This is a genomic window from Halomonas aquatica (assembly GCF_040196335.1).
GTDB lineage: Bacteria > Pseudomonadota > Gammaproteobacteria > Pseudomonadales > Halomonadaceae > Halomonas > Halomonas aquatica.
Genome location: NZ_JBEGCJ010000003.1, coordinates 523,756 through 540,092 on the forward strand (window position 1 = coordinate 523,756; position 16,337 = coordinate 540,092).

Below are 16,337 nucleotides of genomic sequence, written 5' to 3' on the forward strand. Positions count from 1 at the left end.
TCGGGTTTCGGTTTTCGGGCTTCGCGTCAGCGCATCAGGAGGAAACATCCTCGGCCTGGGGCATGCGACGGTCGAGCAGGCTTCGCCAGCGCATCAGTACCGGGGCATCGCCATGACTCACCTGCCCCAGAAGGCTGCGGAACTCTGCCCGAGCCGCCTCGTCAAGCGGATCGATCAGCGTCAACCAGACTTCCAGTGCGGAGAGCTGCTGGTGCAGATTGCCGTCCTCCCGGGCCTGCATCAGGCCTTGTTCGGCCAGGCTCCTGACCTGCTCGCGGTCATGCCCCAGACGGTGGCGGATACGCGCCAGGTTGAGGGCCAGCTCAGGCACGAACAGGGTGGTACGCTCGCGGGCAATCATCAGGCACTGGTCGAGATAGTCCTCTGCACTCGAGAGTTCGCCCAAAGCCACGCAGGCATCCACATACCAGAGGCCCGGCCTCTGATAGGAATCACGCCCGGTGACCTCGAGCAGCTCCTCCTGGGCAGCCTGGATCTGGGTGAGGCCTTCGCGATCCCCCGCCAGGGCCTTCTGCCAGCCCAGCACGCATCGAGAGGCCACCTGCCAGAGGTGAAGGTCGGGCGTGCCGGTCAGCTCGCAGGCACGTTCCGCTCGCATGGTGGCCAGGTGCACATGGCCTAGCTGGCGATAGAGGGCCGCTGCGTACATGAGCGCCATGGCCAGGCTGCCGGGATGGTTGATGTGTTCTGCCAGGCGGATGGCCGACTCCACCTGCCGTTCCGCCCGCTGATAGTCACCGCGCAGGCATAGCGCCCAGCCCTGGAAGCAAGCCGCAGCCACCTGAGGATGGTCAGAGAACGGCAGCCACTCGATCATCATCGGAGAGTTGAGCGGGTCGATCTCTTCGAGATGGTCGTAGGCCTGGGAGATGCGCCCGGCCCAGTATTCGCAGCTGGCCCTGGCGAAGTCGGCCAGTCGCCGATAGCGGGAATCCTCCAGGCGGTCGGCAAGGCCGGCCAGCCGAGAGGCCAGCGAGAAGGCATCGGCATGGGCATGACGCTGGCTGCAGCCCACCCAGAGCCCCCACTGGACCAGGAAGGCCTGCTCGAGATCGTCGCCGTCATCCGGGCCGACGTCTGCCTGGGCAAGCAGTTCCCGGGCGCGCACGAAGCTTTCGTGGGCCGTGGGCGAACCGTGGCCCTCCAGGGCGAAGGCCGCCTGGCCACGCACGGTGAGCAGGCTGATCTCGCGCTCGGCCTGATCTTCGACATGGCGCAGGCTGGCCAGACCGAAATCGGCCATCTTCATCGCCGTGCGGTTGGCACTGACCTTGAGGGCCTCCCGGGCGGCCAGTTCGAAATAACGAGCGCCGCGGGCATAGTGGCCACTGCGTCGAAGGTGGGTGGCGAAGTCGCCAGGATGGCGACTGATCCACATGGGGAAGTGTTCCTCGATCAGGTTGACCACCTGACGATGGATGTTCACCCGCACGTCCCGCGGGCAGGCGAGATAGGCGGCTTCCTGGAGAAGTTGATGGGTGAACTGGTATTCGCGCTCGGCCTGGTCGCCTTCGGCAGGCTCGATGATCTCAAGCCGGCGCATGTGCTCAAGCGCATTGGAGAGGCGGTTCATCTCCCAGCCGCTGCACTCGGAAAGGAAGTCGAGGCGGAAGCGACGCCCCAATACCGCCGCCACATGAGCCACCTCTCGGTCAGAGTCGAGCTGGTCGATTCGGCTCGCCAGCAGCCCGAGAAGGCCACGAGGCAACTCGTCCAACTGGACGCTGCGTCCCTCCCGGCGATCCATGTCCACCCGCCGACAGATTTCCTGCAGGTAGAGCGGCACCCCGTCGCAGCGCTCGATGATCTGACCTCGCAGACGCGGGCTGAGATGAATCCGGTAGCGGCGCGCCAACTGGGACAGTAGCCTGGAGGACTGCATGGCATCCAGCCGCCCCAGCGAGATCTGCTGGTCCCAGTGCAACCGCGCCGGCAGGGCCTCCCGGCCGTGGTGACTGGCCACCATCAGGAAGGGACAGTTGATCGGCAGACGCGCCTGCAGCCCGGCCAGCACCTTGAACGAGGGCTCATCGAGCCACTGCAGATCATCGATCATCAGCACCAGGGTGCGCTCACGGGTCAGCTCGCCGATCAGGCGGTGGAGCAGTCCCACGACGAGTTCGACGGCCTCGCCACTCTGGGCCAGCACCGCCATCTCGCGGGGCTCACGCACGCCGAGCGCCTCTTCGAGCAACAGCCGGGTGTCTGATCCGGGCGCCAGGTCATCGACGCTGTCGAGAAGTTGCGTCATCGACGCCTCATCGATGCGGCCACTCAGGTGCCAACGCAGCAGCTCGCGCGCCACGCCATAGGGCTCCTGGACAGAGAGCCGTGTGGTAGGCTGCCAGCAGATCGCCGCCTCGCGGCTCTGCTCGAGTTGACGAAAGCCCACCAGCAGCGCCGACTTGCCGAGCCCCGATGGGCCTCGCACCAGGACGCTCTGCCTCAGGCCGATACCGGCGCGGGCCAGAGCATCGCGAAGGGTGCGCAGCGGGGCCCCACGACCCACCAGGCTAGGCGGCAGTGCTTCGCGCCCGCCTTCGTTCTCCCCGAGGACAAGCGCACGCAGGCGCACACGGCCGTCGCTGGCCACCAGCCGCGTGGAGAGCCGCGGTTGCAGGTCCAGAGCCGGTGGCATGTGCTGGCTGGCGTCCTGGGAAATCACCAGTTCGCTGCCGCCGGCGGCACTCATCAGATCCAGAGAGCCCTGAGTCACCTGACCCAGCGGGTCGACCAGATGGCGCTCAGGCAGGTACACCACCCGCCCACTGTCCAGGCCTGCGGCCAGCTCGATACAGGGCGGCTCGCCCTCTCCACTCCAGTGGCGCAGGGATTCCTCGGGCAGCACGCGCCGACAATGCTCATAGAGAGCGACCAGTTCGGCCAACTGATGCGCCGGGCCATGGGTGCCGAAGCAGGCCAGCCCCAGGCCGCCGGTTGCCCCGGGGAGCCAGAACCCCCCAAGGTGGTGGCACTGCTGTTCAAGCCAGCGCATCAGTTCGACCTGCAGCGCCAGGCAGGCCCGGACATCGGCACGCGCCGACAGGTCGGCCTTGAGTCGAAGGCGAATGGCCATGACCGACAGCTGGCGTTGCTCGATCTCATCCTCGCGCAGCGGCGCGCTGTCCATGGCCAGGGTCCGTGAGAAGGCCCCGCTGGGCCCCAGAGGCGGTCCCTCGGCCGGGACATCGGACCAGTAGCGGGCCAGTTGCAGGAAAGCGGGCTCCGGTTGCTGACCGGAGAGCGCCAGCAGTTGCAGATAGGCGTTGTATTGCTCATGGGCAGCGGCCAGCTGGCCCTGCTCGGCCAGTTGGCTTACCAGGCGTTCATGGAAGGGCCCGTAGCCCGAGAAACGACTGACCAGCGACTCCAGCACGTCGGCGGGCACCGGTTCCTGGCGCTCCAGCACGGTTTCGGCGAATCGGATCACGCGCTGGCGCCACTCGTTGCGTACCTGCACCAGCCAACGCTGGTACTCGGCACAATGAGAGAGCTGCAGTTCCTCGGCAAGATCACCCCGGTAGCAGGACAGCACCGCCTCGAGGGTGGCCACGTCTCCAGGACCATCGAGAAGGGCCTGCAGCCGGTGCATGTCGAATCGCCAGGTCTCGGGAAGCTGGAACGCGATGGTCTGTCGAGAGACCGCCAGCACCCGTTCGGCATCGTTGCCCAAGGACTGACGGAGGCAATGCAGGGCATGGCGCAGGTTGGTGCGTCCCGACGACAGCCCCTGATCGGGCCATAACAGCTCGGCCAGGGTGGCACGGTTGACGGGCTGGTCATGCAACAGGAGGTAGACCAGCAAGGCCTTGACCTTGTCATAACTGAACTGAGTGATGACGTCATCGCCCAGGTTCAGCGAAAAGTGGCCGAAGAGTGCCAGGTGGTCCCGGTCATTGTCGTGAAGGTCGTCGGCAGCATCCCGCATGGTGATCATTCCTGCGTGGCGGAAGTGATGGGCCTCAGGCCGGCACACCGCTGTGAAAACGGAAGACCGTGTCCGGCATGGTGACCAGTTCGGCCTCGCGGTCAGTGAAGAAGGCGATGCGCGCATCAATGGACGCCGGGGCCAGGCGGCGCGCCAGCATCAGATAATCCTCGAAGTGGCGACCTTCCGACTTAACCAGACTGCGATAGAACTTTGCAAGCTCATCATCAAGATACGGAATCAGCCGAGCGAAACGCTCGCAGCTGCGCGCCTCGATCAGCGCACCGATGATCAGAATATCGATCAGTCGCTGTGGTTCCTGCCCGCGAACATGCCGGCGAAGCCCTTCGGCATAGCGGGATGCGCTGATATGGCGATAGACAATACCGCGCGCCTCCATCAACTTGACGACCTGCTCGAAGTGCAGCAGCTCCTCCCTGGCGAGCTGCGACATCTTGGTCAACAGCAGCGGTTGGTCCACATAGCGGTAGAGCAGGCTCATGGCAGTGGAGGCCGCTTTCTTCTCGCACTGCGCGTGGTCGATGAGCAGCAGCTCAGGGTTGGCCAGGGCCCATTCCACCCAGGCCTCAGGGGTATCGCAGGGCAGGAACGACATCAGCTCGGCGGGAAGCAGGTCCTGGCAATCGGGCGATTCAAGCATCGGGGACGAGGGTGTCATGGGATCGGGGTCGGCTGGTCGGTGAAATCGGCTGACGTCACCTGGCGTCGATCGGCGGCAGCCAGCAGGTCACGGGTGATGCGCGCCTGCAGCGTGGCGGCATTCTGGTTGTCGCGACCGCTCAGGCCATAGCGTGAGAGCTCGCGGATACGGCCGCGGCCCACCCGCAACAGCTCCACGGCCCGGGAGAGGGATGGCTGTCCGTCGCGGAAGCGGATGCGGTGACGACATAGTTGAGCCTCGAGGCTCGCCGCATCCTCGACCACCAGGAAGCGCGCAGCAACCTCGGCGCGCAGCCGGTCGAGCTCGGCCAGCCGGCGGCGCCGCTCGTCGGAGGAAAAGGCCGGCCAGTCACGAATCTCGCTGTCGGTGCGCTGGCAGCCGCGACATACCCGATCACCCAGGGTGGTCGAGCATACGCCGACGCAGGGCGAGATGATGCGCTCTCCCATGTCCACTCCCGTTGACGCTCAGGTGCGTTGATAAAACGTCATGGTAACGCGTAGAACGGCATCCTGGCATCCCGAAGTTGCCGCCGACCAAAGTTCAAGGCCGCCACGACGGGCTCAACTTAACATTGTCGACAGTTTCCTCTAGAATCGCGACACCGCTGACACTCTGGTCATACCGGGAGGGTCTGCCAGACTTGTTCCCGTGCCGAAGCGTGCCATTCGTCGATCTCTCGACAAGGATTGCCGGCTTCGGCCACCACCAAAGATGAGGGCCCCAACGTGCTTGAAGCCTATCGCCAACATGTCGAGGAGCGCGCCGCCGAAGGCGTGCCACCGAAGCCGCTGAACGCCGAGCAAGTCGCCGCACTGGTCGATCTGCTGAAGACTCCCCCCGCCGGCGAGGAGGAATTCATCCTCGACCTGCTCACCAATCGCGTTCCGCCCGGTGTCGACGAGGCAGCCTACGTCAAGGCCGGCTTCCTCACCGCCATCGCCAAGGGCGATGCCCAGTCACCGCTGATCGACCCTATCCACGCGGTGAAGCTGCTGGGCACCATGCAGGGGGGCTACAACATCGTCTCCCTGGTCGAACTGCTTGACGATGCGGACCTGGCCAAGGAAGTCGGTGAGCAGCTCAAGCACACCCTGCTGATGTTCGACGCCTTCCATGACGTGGAAGAGCGCGCCAAGGCAGGCAACGCCGTGGCCAAGGACGTGATCCAGTCCTGGGCCGACGCCGAGTGGTTCCTGTCCAAGCCGGCCCTCGAGAAGAAGATCACCCTCAGTGTCTTCAAGGTGCCGGGGGAAACCAATACCGACGATCTGTCCCCGGCCCCGGATGCCTGGTCGCGCCCGGACATCCCGCTGCATGCCAACGCCATGCTCAAGAACGAGCGCGACGGCATCAGCCCCGAGGCTCCCGGCACCACCGGTCCGCTCAAGCAGATCGAGGAAGTGAAGGCCAAGGGCTTCCCGGTCGCCTACGTGGGCGACGTGGTCGGCACGGGTTCCTCGCGCAAGTCCGCGACCAACTCCGTGCTGTGGTTCTTCGGTGACGACATCTCCAACGTTCCGAACAAGCGTGCCGGCGGCTTCTGCTTCGGCGGCAAGATCGCCCCGATCTTCTTCAACACCATGGAAGATTCCGGCGCCCTGCCCGTGGAGATGGACGTCGAGAAGCTCGAGATGGGCGACGTGATCGACGTCTACCCCTACGAGGGCAAGGTGTGCAAGCACGGCACCGACGAGGTGGTCACCACCTTCGAGCTCAAGACCCAGTTGATCCTCGACGAGGTCCGCGCCGGCGGACGCATCCCGCTGATCATCGGCCGTGGCCTGACCACCAAGGCACGCGAGTCCCTTGGCCTGGCTCCCTCAGACGTCTTCCGTCTGCCCGAGCAGCCCGCCGACACCGGCAAGGGCTTCACCCTGGCCCAGAAGATGGTCGGCAAGGCCTGCGGCCTGGACGGCGTGCGGCCGGGCATGTACTGCGAGCCGAAGATGGCCACCGTGGGCTCCCAGGACACCACCGGGCCCATGACCCGCGACGAGCTCAAGGACCTGGCCTGCCTCGGCTTCCAGGCGGACCTGGTGATGCAGTCCTTCTGTCACACCGCGGCCTACCCGAAGCCGGTGGACGTGGACACCCACCACACCCTGCCCGACTTCATCATGAACCGCGGCGGCGTCTCCCTGCGGCCGGGCGACGGCATCATCCACAGTTGGCTCAACCGCATGCTGCTGCCCGACACCGTGGGCACCGGCGGCGACTCCCATACCCGCTTCCCGCTGGGCATCTCCTTCCCGGCCGGCTCGGGCCTGGTCGCCTTCGCCGCCGCTACCGGCGTGATGCCGCTGGACATGCCCGAATCGGTCCTGGTGCGCTTCAAGGGCAAGCGCCAGCCCGGCGTCACCCTGCGTGACCTGGTCCACGCCATCCCGTACTACGCCATCCAGCAGGGACTGCTGACCGTCGAGAAGTCCGGCAAGAAGAACGCCTTCTCCGGCCGCGTGCTGGAAATCGAGGGACTCGAGGAGCTCACCGTCGAGCAGGCATTCGAGCTCTCCGACGCCTCCGCCGAGCGCTCCGCCGCGGGCTGCACCATCACCCTGGGCGATGACTCTGTCTCCGAGTACCTTAAGTCCAACATCACCCTGCTAAAGTGGATGATCGCAAATGGCTACGGCGACCGCCGGACCATCGAGCGCCGCATCCAGGGCATGGAGGAATGGCTGGCCAACCCGAGCCTGATGCGCGCCGACAAGGACGCCGAATATGCCGAGGTCATCGAGATCGATCTCGAGCAACTCAAGGAGCCGGTCCTGTGCGCCCCCAACGACCCGGATGATGCCCGCCTGCTCTCCGAGGTCGCCGGCGAGAAGATCGACGAGGTCTTCATCGGCTCATGCATGACCAACATCGGTCACTTCCGTGCCGCGGGCAAGCTGCTCGAGAAGCAGCCGGCCGGCAGCCTGAAGACTCGCCTGTGGCTGGCGCCCCCGACCAAGATGGACCAGCACCAGCTGACGGCGGAAGGCTACTACGGCATCTACGGTCGCGCCGGCGCCCGCATGGAGATGCCGGGCTGCTCGCTGTGCATGGGCAACCAGGCCCGGGTCGCCGCCAAGAGTACCGTGGTCTCCACCTCGACCCGCAACTTCCCCAACCGCCTGGGCGACGGCGCCAACGTCTACCTGGCGTCCGCGGAGCTTGCGGCCGTGGCCGCGGTGGAGGGTCGCCTGCCGAGCGTCGACGAGTACCGTCGCTACATGGGCGAGTTTGACGCCATGGCAGGCGAGATCTATCGCTACATGAACTTCCACGAGATCGAGGAGTATCAGAACGCCGCTTCCAACGTGATTCCCGTCGCCCAGGAAGCCTGATACCCTGACTGTCGACTCCGATGCTCGCAACATCGAAGGCCACCGTTCTCGGTGGCCGGAGCCGATGACCAAAGCGCCCCGTCAGGGGCGCTTTTTTTTCGTCCGACCCGCCCTCGGGGCGGCGCCTTCCACGAAAGAGGCCTTTCGTTCTGCCCCGACCGTGGCATCATCGGGTAATCCCTCCCTTCATCAGGAGTCATCGCCGTGATCCATATCATCACTCCCGACATCTGCGACGCCTACCCCGAGATAGCGGTACTCGAACCGATCTTCGTCAACTTCGGCGGCCTCGAGGCCTTCTGTGGCCCGATCCGTACCGTCAAGTGCTTCGAAGACAATTCGCTGGTCAAGCAGGCGGTGGCTGAACCCGGCGATGGGGCCGTGCTGGTGGTCGATGCCGGCGGGTCGACCCGCTGCGCCATGCTCGGCGACATGGTCGCCGAACAGGCCGTCGGCAATGGCTGGGCCGGCGTGGTGATCTACGGCTGCGTGCGTGACGTCGATGTGCTGGCCGAGACCGAGCTCGGCATCCAGGCCCTGGGGGCCCATCCACGCAAGAGCGAGAAGCGGGGCGAGGGAAGCCGCGACATCCCGGTCAGCTTCGCCGGCGTCACCCTCTCGCCGGGCCAGTGGCTCTATGCCGACAACAACGGCATCCTCGTCGCCGACGAGCAGTTGGACCTGGAACGCTGAACGAAGGAGCGCCATGATCGCGTACTCTCGCATCCGTCCATGCTGGCCCTGTCACGACTGAGCGGCGACGTGCTGCGCACCCTGCGCGAGCACCTGCGTCCGCTGATCGCCTACCACCTCTTCTTCACCCTGCTGGCCTCGAGCCTGCTGCTGCCGGCGGTGGGGTGGACGCTATCGAGCCTGCTCCGTCAGTTCGGTCGGCCGGTGATCACCAATGGGGAGCTGTTCGAGCTACTGATGAGTCCGGGGGGAATGCTGTGGCTGCTGGCCGCAGTGGGCCTGACCTTCCTGGTGCTCTACCTGCAGCAGTCCGGCATGATCCTGGTCGCGGTACGTCCTCACGGCAATCACGTCCGCCTGGCCTTCGAAGCCTTGTGGGCCACACTCCGGCGACTGCCGTCCATCACTGGTTTGGTCGTGGTGCAGGTCGGCGCACAGCTGTTGCTGCTTGCCCCCCTGGCCTTCGGCCTCGGCTGGCTGCACGAGTTCTTCCTTGGCGGCCTGGATCCATTCTTCGTGCAAAGCGTGCGCCCCCCGGCCTTCTGGGCCTTCCTCGCCAGCGCCCTGTTGCCCTTGCTGGCATGGGCACTGCTGGCGGGGAGCCTCTATGTGCGCTGGCATCTGGCGCTGACGGTGCTGACCCTGGAGGCACTCGCCCCGAGAGCGGCATTGCGCCGAAGCATGCAGCTGACCAGGGGCCAGGGACGCCACATCGCCGCGGCGGTCATCCTGCTGCTGCTGGGCATCGTCGGCCTGCCTCTGCTGGCAACGACCCTGTTCGACCGAGCCGTGACTCCGCTGTTGTGGTGGCTGCCCGAGCGCAACGAGGTGCTGATCCCGGCCATGCTGGCCTACCTCACCGCCTACCTGCTGATCGCGCTATCCATCACCTTCGGCGGCATCGCCGCGAACGCCCTCCAGGCCACCTGCCTCTACCTGCGGATCGCCCACCATGAACCGCGTCCCGAGCCCCCGCCTCCCGGCACCCATCTGCGTCGCCTGGCCTGGACCGTCGAGATCGCCGTGGTTCTCTTCGCCATCGGCCAGGCCTGGCTGATCGTCCATCGCTTCGAGATCCGCGACGAGGTCGAGATCATCGCCCACCGGGGCAGCTCGCTGAAGGCTCCGGAGAACACCCTGCCGGCGCTGGAACAGGCCATTCTGGACGGGGCCGACGGCATCGAGATCGATGTGCGACTCACCGCCGATGACAAGGTGGTCCTCTACCATGACGAAAGCCTCAGGCGACTGACAGGCGACGACCAGAGGATCGGCACCTTGCCGCGGGCCTCTCTCGGCGCGTTCGATGTCGGAAGTTGGTTCGGCGACCCCTTCATAGGCGAGCGGATCCCGGGGCTGGACGAGGCGTTGGAGACGGTGCGAGAGCGCGCCTGGCTGCTGATCGAGCTCAAGCCTGATCCCGGCCGCGAACTCGACCTGGTCGACGCAGTGCTCGCCGAGCTGGAGAGGGAAAGGGATCGCCGTCGTGTCTGCCGGGACCGGGCCGAGGACAGGATCACCTCCCGGGCCTGCGGCGATCCCGACATTCTGGGGGAGATGCGCGTGGCCACCCGGTCGCCCTGGCTGCTGCGCGAAGCCGCCCTGCGCGAACCTCGACTGGACACCACACTGCTGGCGCAGCTGGTTCTTGCGGGAAGTCTGGAGCGCCGGGGTTTCGATGCCCTGGCGCTTCGCCACAACCGGATCGACGAGGAGGAGATTCGCCTGGCCGGGCACTACGGCTACGAGTTGTACGCCTGGACCCTCAATGAGCGGACCGTCATGTCTCGCCTGATCGACCTGGGGGTGGATGGCATCATCACTGACCGCCCGGCCATGCTTGCCGCCCTGATCGCCGAACGGCGCCGCCTGGGTGACGGCGCCCTGCTACTGGTCAAACTGCGTAACTGGTTGCGGAACTAGAGGCGTCAGGGGCGCCTGCGTGGCTCTCACTCGCCCATCACAATCCCTTCACGGCGTGGGTCGGCACCACCGAAGAGGCCCTCTTCGGTACGCTGTATTGCCTGCAGGCCGCTGGTCAGCTCGCGCTCCTCCACCTCGTGACCACGAGCGCGCAGCGCCTCAAGAGTAGCCGGGGGGAAGCGCCCCGCCTCCAGGTAGACCGTCCCGCCCAGGGTAATGGCGTGGGGCAGGTCCAACGCCCGCTGGGCGTCCAGGCCCCAGTCGAACATCGCCACCAGCGAGCGGGCGGTATAGTGGATGATGGCCGCTCCCCCCGGCGATCCGAGGCTCGCCACCAGTTGGTCGCTGTTCCGGTCGAAGACCAGCGTCGGACTCATGCTGGAGCGTGGACGCTTGCCGGGCTCCACCCGATTGGCGATGGGGGTGCCATTATCATCCGAAGGGGTAAAGGAGAAGTCGGTCAGCTCATTGTTGAGCAAGAAGCCACCCGGCATGCCGGTTCCCCCATCGGAGAGGATGCGCGCCCCGAAGGTCTGCTCGATGGAACTGGTCATGGCCAAAGCGTTGCCGTGCTCGTCGATGATGCTGATGTGGCTGGTGCCATATTCCGGCTGCGCGGGCTGCACGGCCCAGGCAGTGGCCAGGGCACCGGGATTGCCTGGGCTGGCGCCGCCGCTGCCCATGCTCTGTTCATCCTCTATCAGGTCGGCGCGCTCGGCCAGGTAGTCGGGGGCGAGCATTCGCGACCAGTCCCCTCCGGGCGCCTCGACGAAATCCGGGTCGGCGATGTAGCGCCCGCGGTCGGCGAAGGCCAGTCGCGAGGCCTCGAGAAAAGAGTGCAGCCAGTCGACACCGGGAAGGTCATCCTCCAGGCCCGCCTTCGAGGGAGCTAGCTGCTCCAGGATGCCAAGAATCTGCATCATGGTCAGGTGCCCCGAGGAGGGCGGCGGAAAGCCGCATACCCGATAGTCCTGCCAGTCGGTGCAGAGCGGCTTGCGCTTCCTTGCCGTGTAGGTGGCGAGGTCCTCAAGGCTCAGGCTGCCGGGAATGGCGGGGTGGTTCTGCACCCGTCCCACGATGTCTTCCGCGACACCCCCAGTGTGCAACGCCGAGCTGCCCTGCTCGGCGATCCGCTCGAGGATCACCGCCAGGGCCGGGTTCTTGAGCATGTGTCCTTCCGGCAGCGGCTCCCCCTCCTCGGTAAAGTAGAAGGCCGACGCCCTGGCGTCATCTCGCAGGGCGTCGGTGTCGGCCAGGCCGCTGTGCAGACTGGGGCTGACCGGAAACCCCTCGTCGGCGAGGGTGATGGCCGGTTCGAAGACGGCTGCCCAAGGCAGGCGACCATGTGCCTTGTGGGCCATCTCCAGCATGCGCAGGGTACCGGGCACGCCAACCGAACGTCCGCTGGCCACAGCCTTCATGAACGCCAGGACTTCACCGTCCCGGTCCAGGAAGAGCCCCTCGTCCACCGAGGACGGCGCAGTCTCGCGACCATCGTAGGCCTTTACCTCCTCGCCATCGTGATACATCAGGAAGGAACCGCCGCCGATGCCACTGGATTGGGGCTCGACCAGGGTGAGCACCATCTGTACTGCAATGGCGGCATCGATGGCCGAGCCTCCTGCCTTGAGGATCTGGTAGCCGGCATCGGTGGCGAGGGGATTGGCCGCGGCCACGGCGAAGCGCTGGGCGGCCCAGCCCGGCTCCTGCTCGCGGCCGGAGACCGTTTCCGGCGCGATGTCCGGTCGCTGGTACTGGAAGTCGCTCTCTGCCAGAGCCGCAGACGACAGCAGCAGGGGCGAGAACAGCAGGAGAGTCGCCAAACGACGGCAAACGACGGGGGTGTCCATGATCATGACGCCTTGTGTTGAAGCGGTGTCTCGAACCAGGGTCTCGAATCAGAGTCATGCCTGGATAGGTGCCGCCTTGCCCGGTCGTCGTCCCCTTAGCGGCGACAGCGCCAGACAGCCAGCAGATTCACGACGGCCAGTGCCAGCAGCACGGCAGAGACCCAGCCCAGGGAGCTGACGAGGCTGTGGTATGCACCGGGGGCCTCATGCGGCCGGAAGGCCATGCCGTATTCGGCCAGACGACTCCCGCCATAGAGCAGCAGGACCAGCAGCCCCAGCGGCAGCAACGAATGCTGGCGAGCCAACCAGCGGGTCACTCCCCATGGCTTCGACGAGACCTTGGCCGTGGTGGCTTTGGAAGAAGTCTTGTTGTCGGGGGTGGACCTTGAGGCCGTCTGATGTTTGGGACTGGCCCTGGAAGATGCCTTGGGTCTGTTCGACGCACGACGCGCCTGCTGCCGAGGCGACTGACGGCACGCCCCGGTCAGCCTGCGACCAAACCACCGCAACACGCTGACCAGTCCCCAGCCAAGGGTGAAGAAGACGGACAACGCCAGCCCCCCCATCACCAGCAAGTATGCCATCCCGAAAGATCCCCCTCGTCGCCTCGTTGAAGGCGCTATCTTGCCAAATTCCCGCCGTCCTGTGGGCATTCCATCGGTCAGTCCATGCTACCGCGCGGTCGCCGAAGCGCTCATGGCACCACGATGACGGGAATCGGCAACCGTGCCAGGATGTCTGGGTCCTCGTCGGCCAGTTGGGCGAGCCGTGAACGATGCAGCAGCAGGGCACCACTGGTCGCCCGGGAGAGCTGTTGCTCCAGCTGCCGGGCATCTCTCGCCTGCAGAACCTCTCCACCGTCGAACAGGCGAGTCAGCACCTCGGGGATCGCCGTGAGGTCACAGCTCTCCGAGGCCGGTTCATCCAGGGTACGCAAGGGGCCGCGAGCCAGCGGCAACCGCTCGTCCCAGATGATCACCGTGCAAGGAGCCTCCAGAACCAGGGCACGGCTGGTGGCTCCCAGACGCACCCCCCAATGCTCCGAGAACCCGGCCTTGCCCAACAACAGTACGTCCCCCGGGCCGGCCAGAGCCAGCGCCTCGCTGGTCACCCGGCCACGGCTGACCCTGAGTTCATGCCGCAGGTCCCGTCCGGCCACCGCGGCATCCAGCGCCTCGGTCACGCGGCGGGCCTGACTGGCCAGTCCGGCCTCGAGGTCATGTCTCGAGAGCCTGCGCACCCGCCCTGAGACGGCACCGATCTCATGGGCAAAGGGAAAGCCGGCGCTGCCCAGCAGGTCCTGGTCCTCGACGAACAACGCCACCAGGTCGGCACGGCGCTCTTCGGCGAGATCCACCGCGGCGGCGAGTGCCGCCAGGCTGTGGCGGGAGGCATCGAGCAGCGTCAGCACCCGCATCACCCTGGCCTCCTTGCCAGCCTCCTCGCCGGCCGGCATTCCCCCCGCCGGCGGCCGGGCCTCATCAGTGCTCATCGTCATCTTCCTGCTGCTCGCCGTCATCGATGCCCCGTTCCTCCTGGCGCGAGTGTTTCACCACTTCGCGGAAGTGCGTCAGCCGCTCGACCATCCGCGCATCGAGGCTACCCTCGGGGAAGCGACCGTGAACGTCTGGCGCACCGATGGACAGGCCGGTGAGCAGTTCCAGTGCCTCGTCCACACGGGAAATCGCAAAGACGCGGAAGCTCCCCTGTTCGATGGCCTCGCGGACCTCGGCCTTGAGCATCAGGTGCTCGACATTGGTCGCCGGAAGGATCACCGCCTGGCCCTCGAGTTCGCCGCGCGCCCGGCAGACATCGAAGAACCCTTCGATCTTCTCGTTCACGCCGCCCACCGGCTGAACCCGGCCATGCTGGTCGATGGAGCCGGTCACGGCGAACGCCTGGTCGAGTTCCACCCCGGCGATGGCAGACACCAGGACGCAGACCTCGGCCACCGAGGCGCTGTCGCCCTCGACCCCCCCATAGGACTGTTCGAAGGCCAGGCTCGCGGAGAGCGAGAGCGGTTCGTCCCCGGCGTAGCGACTGGCCAGGTAACGAGAGAGGATCATCACCGCCTTGGAGTGAATCCGACCGCCCATGCGGGCCTCACGCTCGATGTCGACCACTTGACCGTTGCCGGGACGCGCCGTGGCGGTGATGCGCGACGGCTGCCCGAAGGCGAAGTCACCCAGCTGCATGACGACGAGTCCGTTGACCTGGCCGACCACCCATCCTTCGGTGGCGACCATCAAGGTGCCGCGAGTGATCATCTCGTGACTTCGCTCGCGAATGCGTCCCGCCCGCCAGAGCTGCTGACTGACCGCCTTCTCGACATGGCGCCGGGCGATCACCTTGGCCGATTCCTCGCCGGCCCAGTGGTCGGCCTCCAGCACCAGATCATGGAGATCGCGGTGACGCGCGGTCAGCTTGCACTGGTCATCGGCCAGGCGACTGGCCCGCTCGATCACGGCGGCCACGCCGCTTCGATCCAGCGGACGCAAGGCCGCCTCGCGAGCCAGGGTCGCCACCATGCGGGCGTAGAAGGCCTCATGCTCGGGGTCGCGATCGAGTTCGTCTTCCAGGTCGGCCTGCACCTTGAACAGCTCCAGAAACTCGGGATCATGCTCGCAGAGCAGGTAATAGAGCAGGCGTTCACCCAGCAGCACGATCTTGACGTCCAGCGGAATCGGCTCCGGCTCGAGGGTCACGGTGCTGATCAGGCCATAGGCCTGCTCGAGAGACTCGGTACGGATCTCACCGGCCATCAGCACGCGCTTGAGGGTCTCCCAAGCCCCGGGCTGAGTGAGGATGCCGCGCACGTCAAGAACCAGGTAGCCGCCGTTGGCCCGATGCAGGGCTCCGGCGCGAATCAGCGAGAAGTCGGTGAGCAGGGTACCGTTGTGCACATGGTGCTCGATGCGACCCACCAGATGCTGGTGGGTGGGCAGGTCCTGATGGATCACCGGTGCCCCTTCGGCCTCGGCGTTATCCACCAGCAGGTTGATCTGGAACCGACTGAACACCGCCTCCGCCGGGATGTCGGGCTCCTCGTCGATGAAGGAGTCGGCATTGAACAGGATCGCCTCGCGTATCGAATCGAGGTGGGTGATGACCCCTTCCTGAGCGGCGAAACGTTCCTTGAGCTCGTCCAGTGGCGTACCAATGGCCGACTGAAGCATCTCCTCGTTGAGGGTATTGGTTTGCTCCCGAAGCCGCTTGGCCAGACGAGGCATCTGGCGAATCGCCTGGCTCAGCTGGCGCTGCAGTTCCTCGACCTTGTGTTCGATGCGCTCGCGCTCCTCGGTGGGGAGTTTCTCGAAGACCTCCGGAGCCATCATCTTGTCGCCATCGGCTGGCGCAAAGGTAAAACCGTTGGGAGTTGAAAGCAGCAGGATACCGTGTTCCCGGGCCTCGCGGCGCACGGCCTCGACGGCATCGCGCTGACGCTCGCCCATGGCCTGCTTCAGCTCATGGAAGCGATTCTGGTACTCCTCGCTCTCGAAGACCGAGGGGATCGCACTGCGCAGCTCCTCGATCATGGACTCGAGATCCGACCGTAACGCCTGCCCCATGCCAGGCGGCAGGGAGAGGGCGAGCGGCATGGCCGGGTCATCGAAGTTGTAGCGATAGCACCAGTCCCGGGGAGGAGAGCCGCTTAGTGCCTTCTCGGAGAGGAAACGACCCACCAGGCTCTGCCGGTCATGCCCTGGCTGGCCCAGCACGAAGAGGTTGAAGCCGTCGCTGCGAATCGCGGTACCGAAACTCAGTGCATCCCGGGCCCTCTCATGCCCGGTCAGGAGGTCCAACGACTCGAGTTCGCTGGTGACCTCGAAATCGAACGCATCGACCCGACAGCTGCGGTACACCTGCGCCACCCCAAGGGGTTCCACCATGGCCATTCTCCTTTGGCT

Annotated in this window: 10 protein-coding genes; 3 read left to right on the plus strand and 7 right to left on the minus strand. The window is 65.9% G+C overall.

Annotated elements, in window-relative coordinates; all coding sequences use genetic code 11:
• Positions 1-34: 34 nt before the first annotated feature.
• From ABE960_RS08795 to ABE960_RS08805, 3 genes are read right to left on the minus strand one after another with little or no spacing between them, the layout of a single operon-like run.
• On the minus strand, positions 35-3,949 hold the full coding sequence (locus ABE960_RS08795) for an ATP-binding protein (RefSeq protein WP_349761871.1): 3,915 nt from the start codon (positions 3,947-3,949) through the stop codon (positions 35-37).
• A gap of 34 nt (positions 3,950-3,983) precedes the next feature.
• The gene (locus ABE960_RS08800) at positions 3,984-4,610 is read right to left on the minus strand and encodes a MiaE family protein (RefSeq protein ID WP_349761872.1); all 627 of its coding nucleotides are present in this window, start codon (positions 4,608-4,610) and stop codon (positions 3,984-3,986) included.
• Between the two features lie 14 nt (positions 4,611-4,624).
• The gene (locus ABE960_RS08805; protein ID WP_349761873.1) at positions 4,625-5,080 is read right to left on the minus strand and encodes a DUF1289 domain-containing protein; all 456 of its coding nucleotides are present in this window, start codon (positions 5,078-5,080) and stop codon (positions 4,625-4,627) included.
• A gap of 279 nt (positions 5,081-5,359) precedes the next feature.
• Here ABE960_RS08805 and acnB point away from each other — a divergent pair, with 279 nt between their 5' ends.
• From acnB to ABE960_RS08820, 3 genes are all read left to right on the plus strand, one after another.
• Complete coding sequence (gene acnB, locus ABE960_RS08810; protein WP_349761874.1) at positions 5,360-7,963, plus strand: bifunctional aconitate hydratase 2/2-methylisocitrate dehydratase; 2,604 nt, start codon at positions 5,360-5,362, stop codon at positions 7,961-7,963.
• Between the two features lie 204 nt (positions 7,964-8,167).
• Positions 8,168-8,656, plus strand: coding sequence for a ribonuclease E activity regulator RraA (rraA, locus tag ABE960_RS08815; protein WP_349761875.1), 489 nt, complete (start codon positions 8,168-8,170; stop codon positions 8,654-8,656).
• A 39-nt stretch (positions 8,657-8,695) separates the two neighbouring features.
• The gene (locus ABE960_RS08820; RefSeq protein WP_349761876.1) at positions 8,696-10,579 is read left to right on the plus strand and encodes a glycerophosphodiester phosphodiesterase family protein; all 1,884 of its coding nucleotides are present in this window, start codon (positions 8,696-8,698) and stop codon (positions 10,577-10,579) included.
• A gap of 26 nt (positions 10,580-10,605) precedes the next feature.
• Here the strand turns inward: ABE960_RS08820 and ggt are convergent, their stop codons facing one another.
• The 4 genes from ggt to ABE960_RS08840 form a co-directional block, all read right to left on the minus strand.
• Positions 10,606-12,429, minus strand: a complete 1,824-nt coding sequence (ggt, locus tag ABE960_RS08825) for a gamma-glutamyltransferase (RefSeq protein WP_349761877.1) — start codon at positions 12,427-12,429, stop codon at positions 10,606-10,608.
• 95 nt (positions 12,430-12,524) lie between these two features.
• A complete protein-coding gene (locus ABE960_RS08830; RefSeq protein WP_349761878.1) occupies positions 12,525-12,734 on the minus strand; it encodes a hypothetical protein in 210 nt (69 codons plus the stop codon).
• Between the two features lie 389 nt (positions 12,735-13,123).
• Positions 13,124-13,921, minus strand: coding sequence for a universal stress protein (locus tag ABE960_RS08835; protein ID WP_349761879.1), 798 nt, complete (start codon positions 13,919-13,921; stop codon positions 13,124-13,126).
• Complete coding sequence (locus tag ABE960_RS08840; RefSeq protein ID WP_349761880.1) at positions 13,911-16,319, minus strand: Lon protease family protein; 2,409 nt, start codon at positions 16,317-16,319, stop codon at positions 13,911-13,913. The genes ABE960_RS08835 and ABE960_RS08840 overlap by 11 nt, the downstream gene beginning before the upstream one ends.
• Positions 16,320-16,337: the final 18 nt, after the last annotated feature.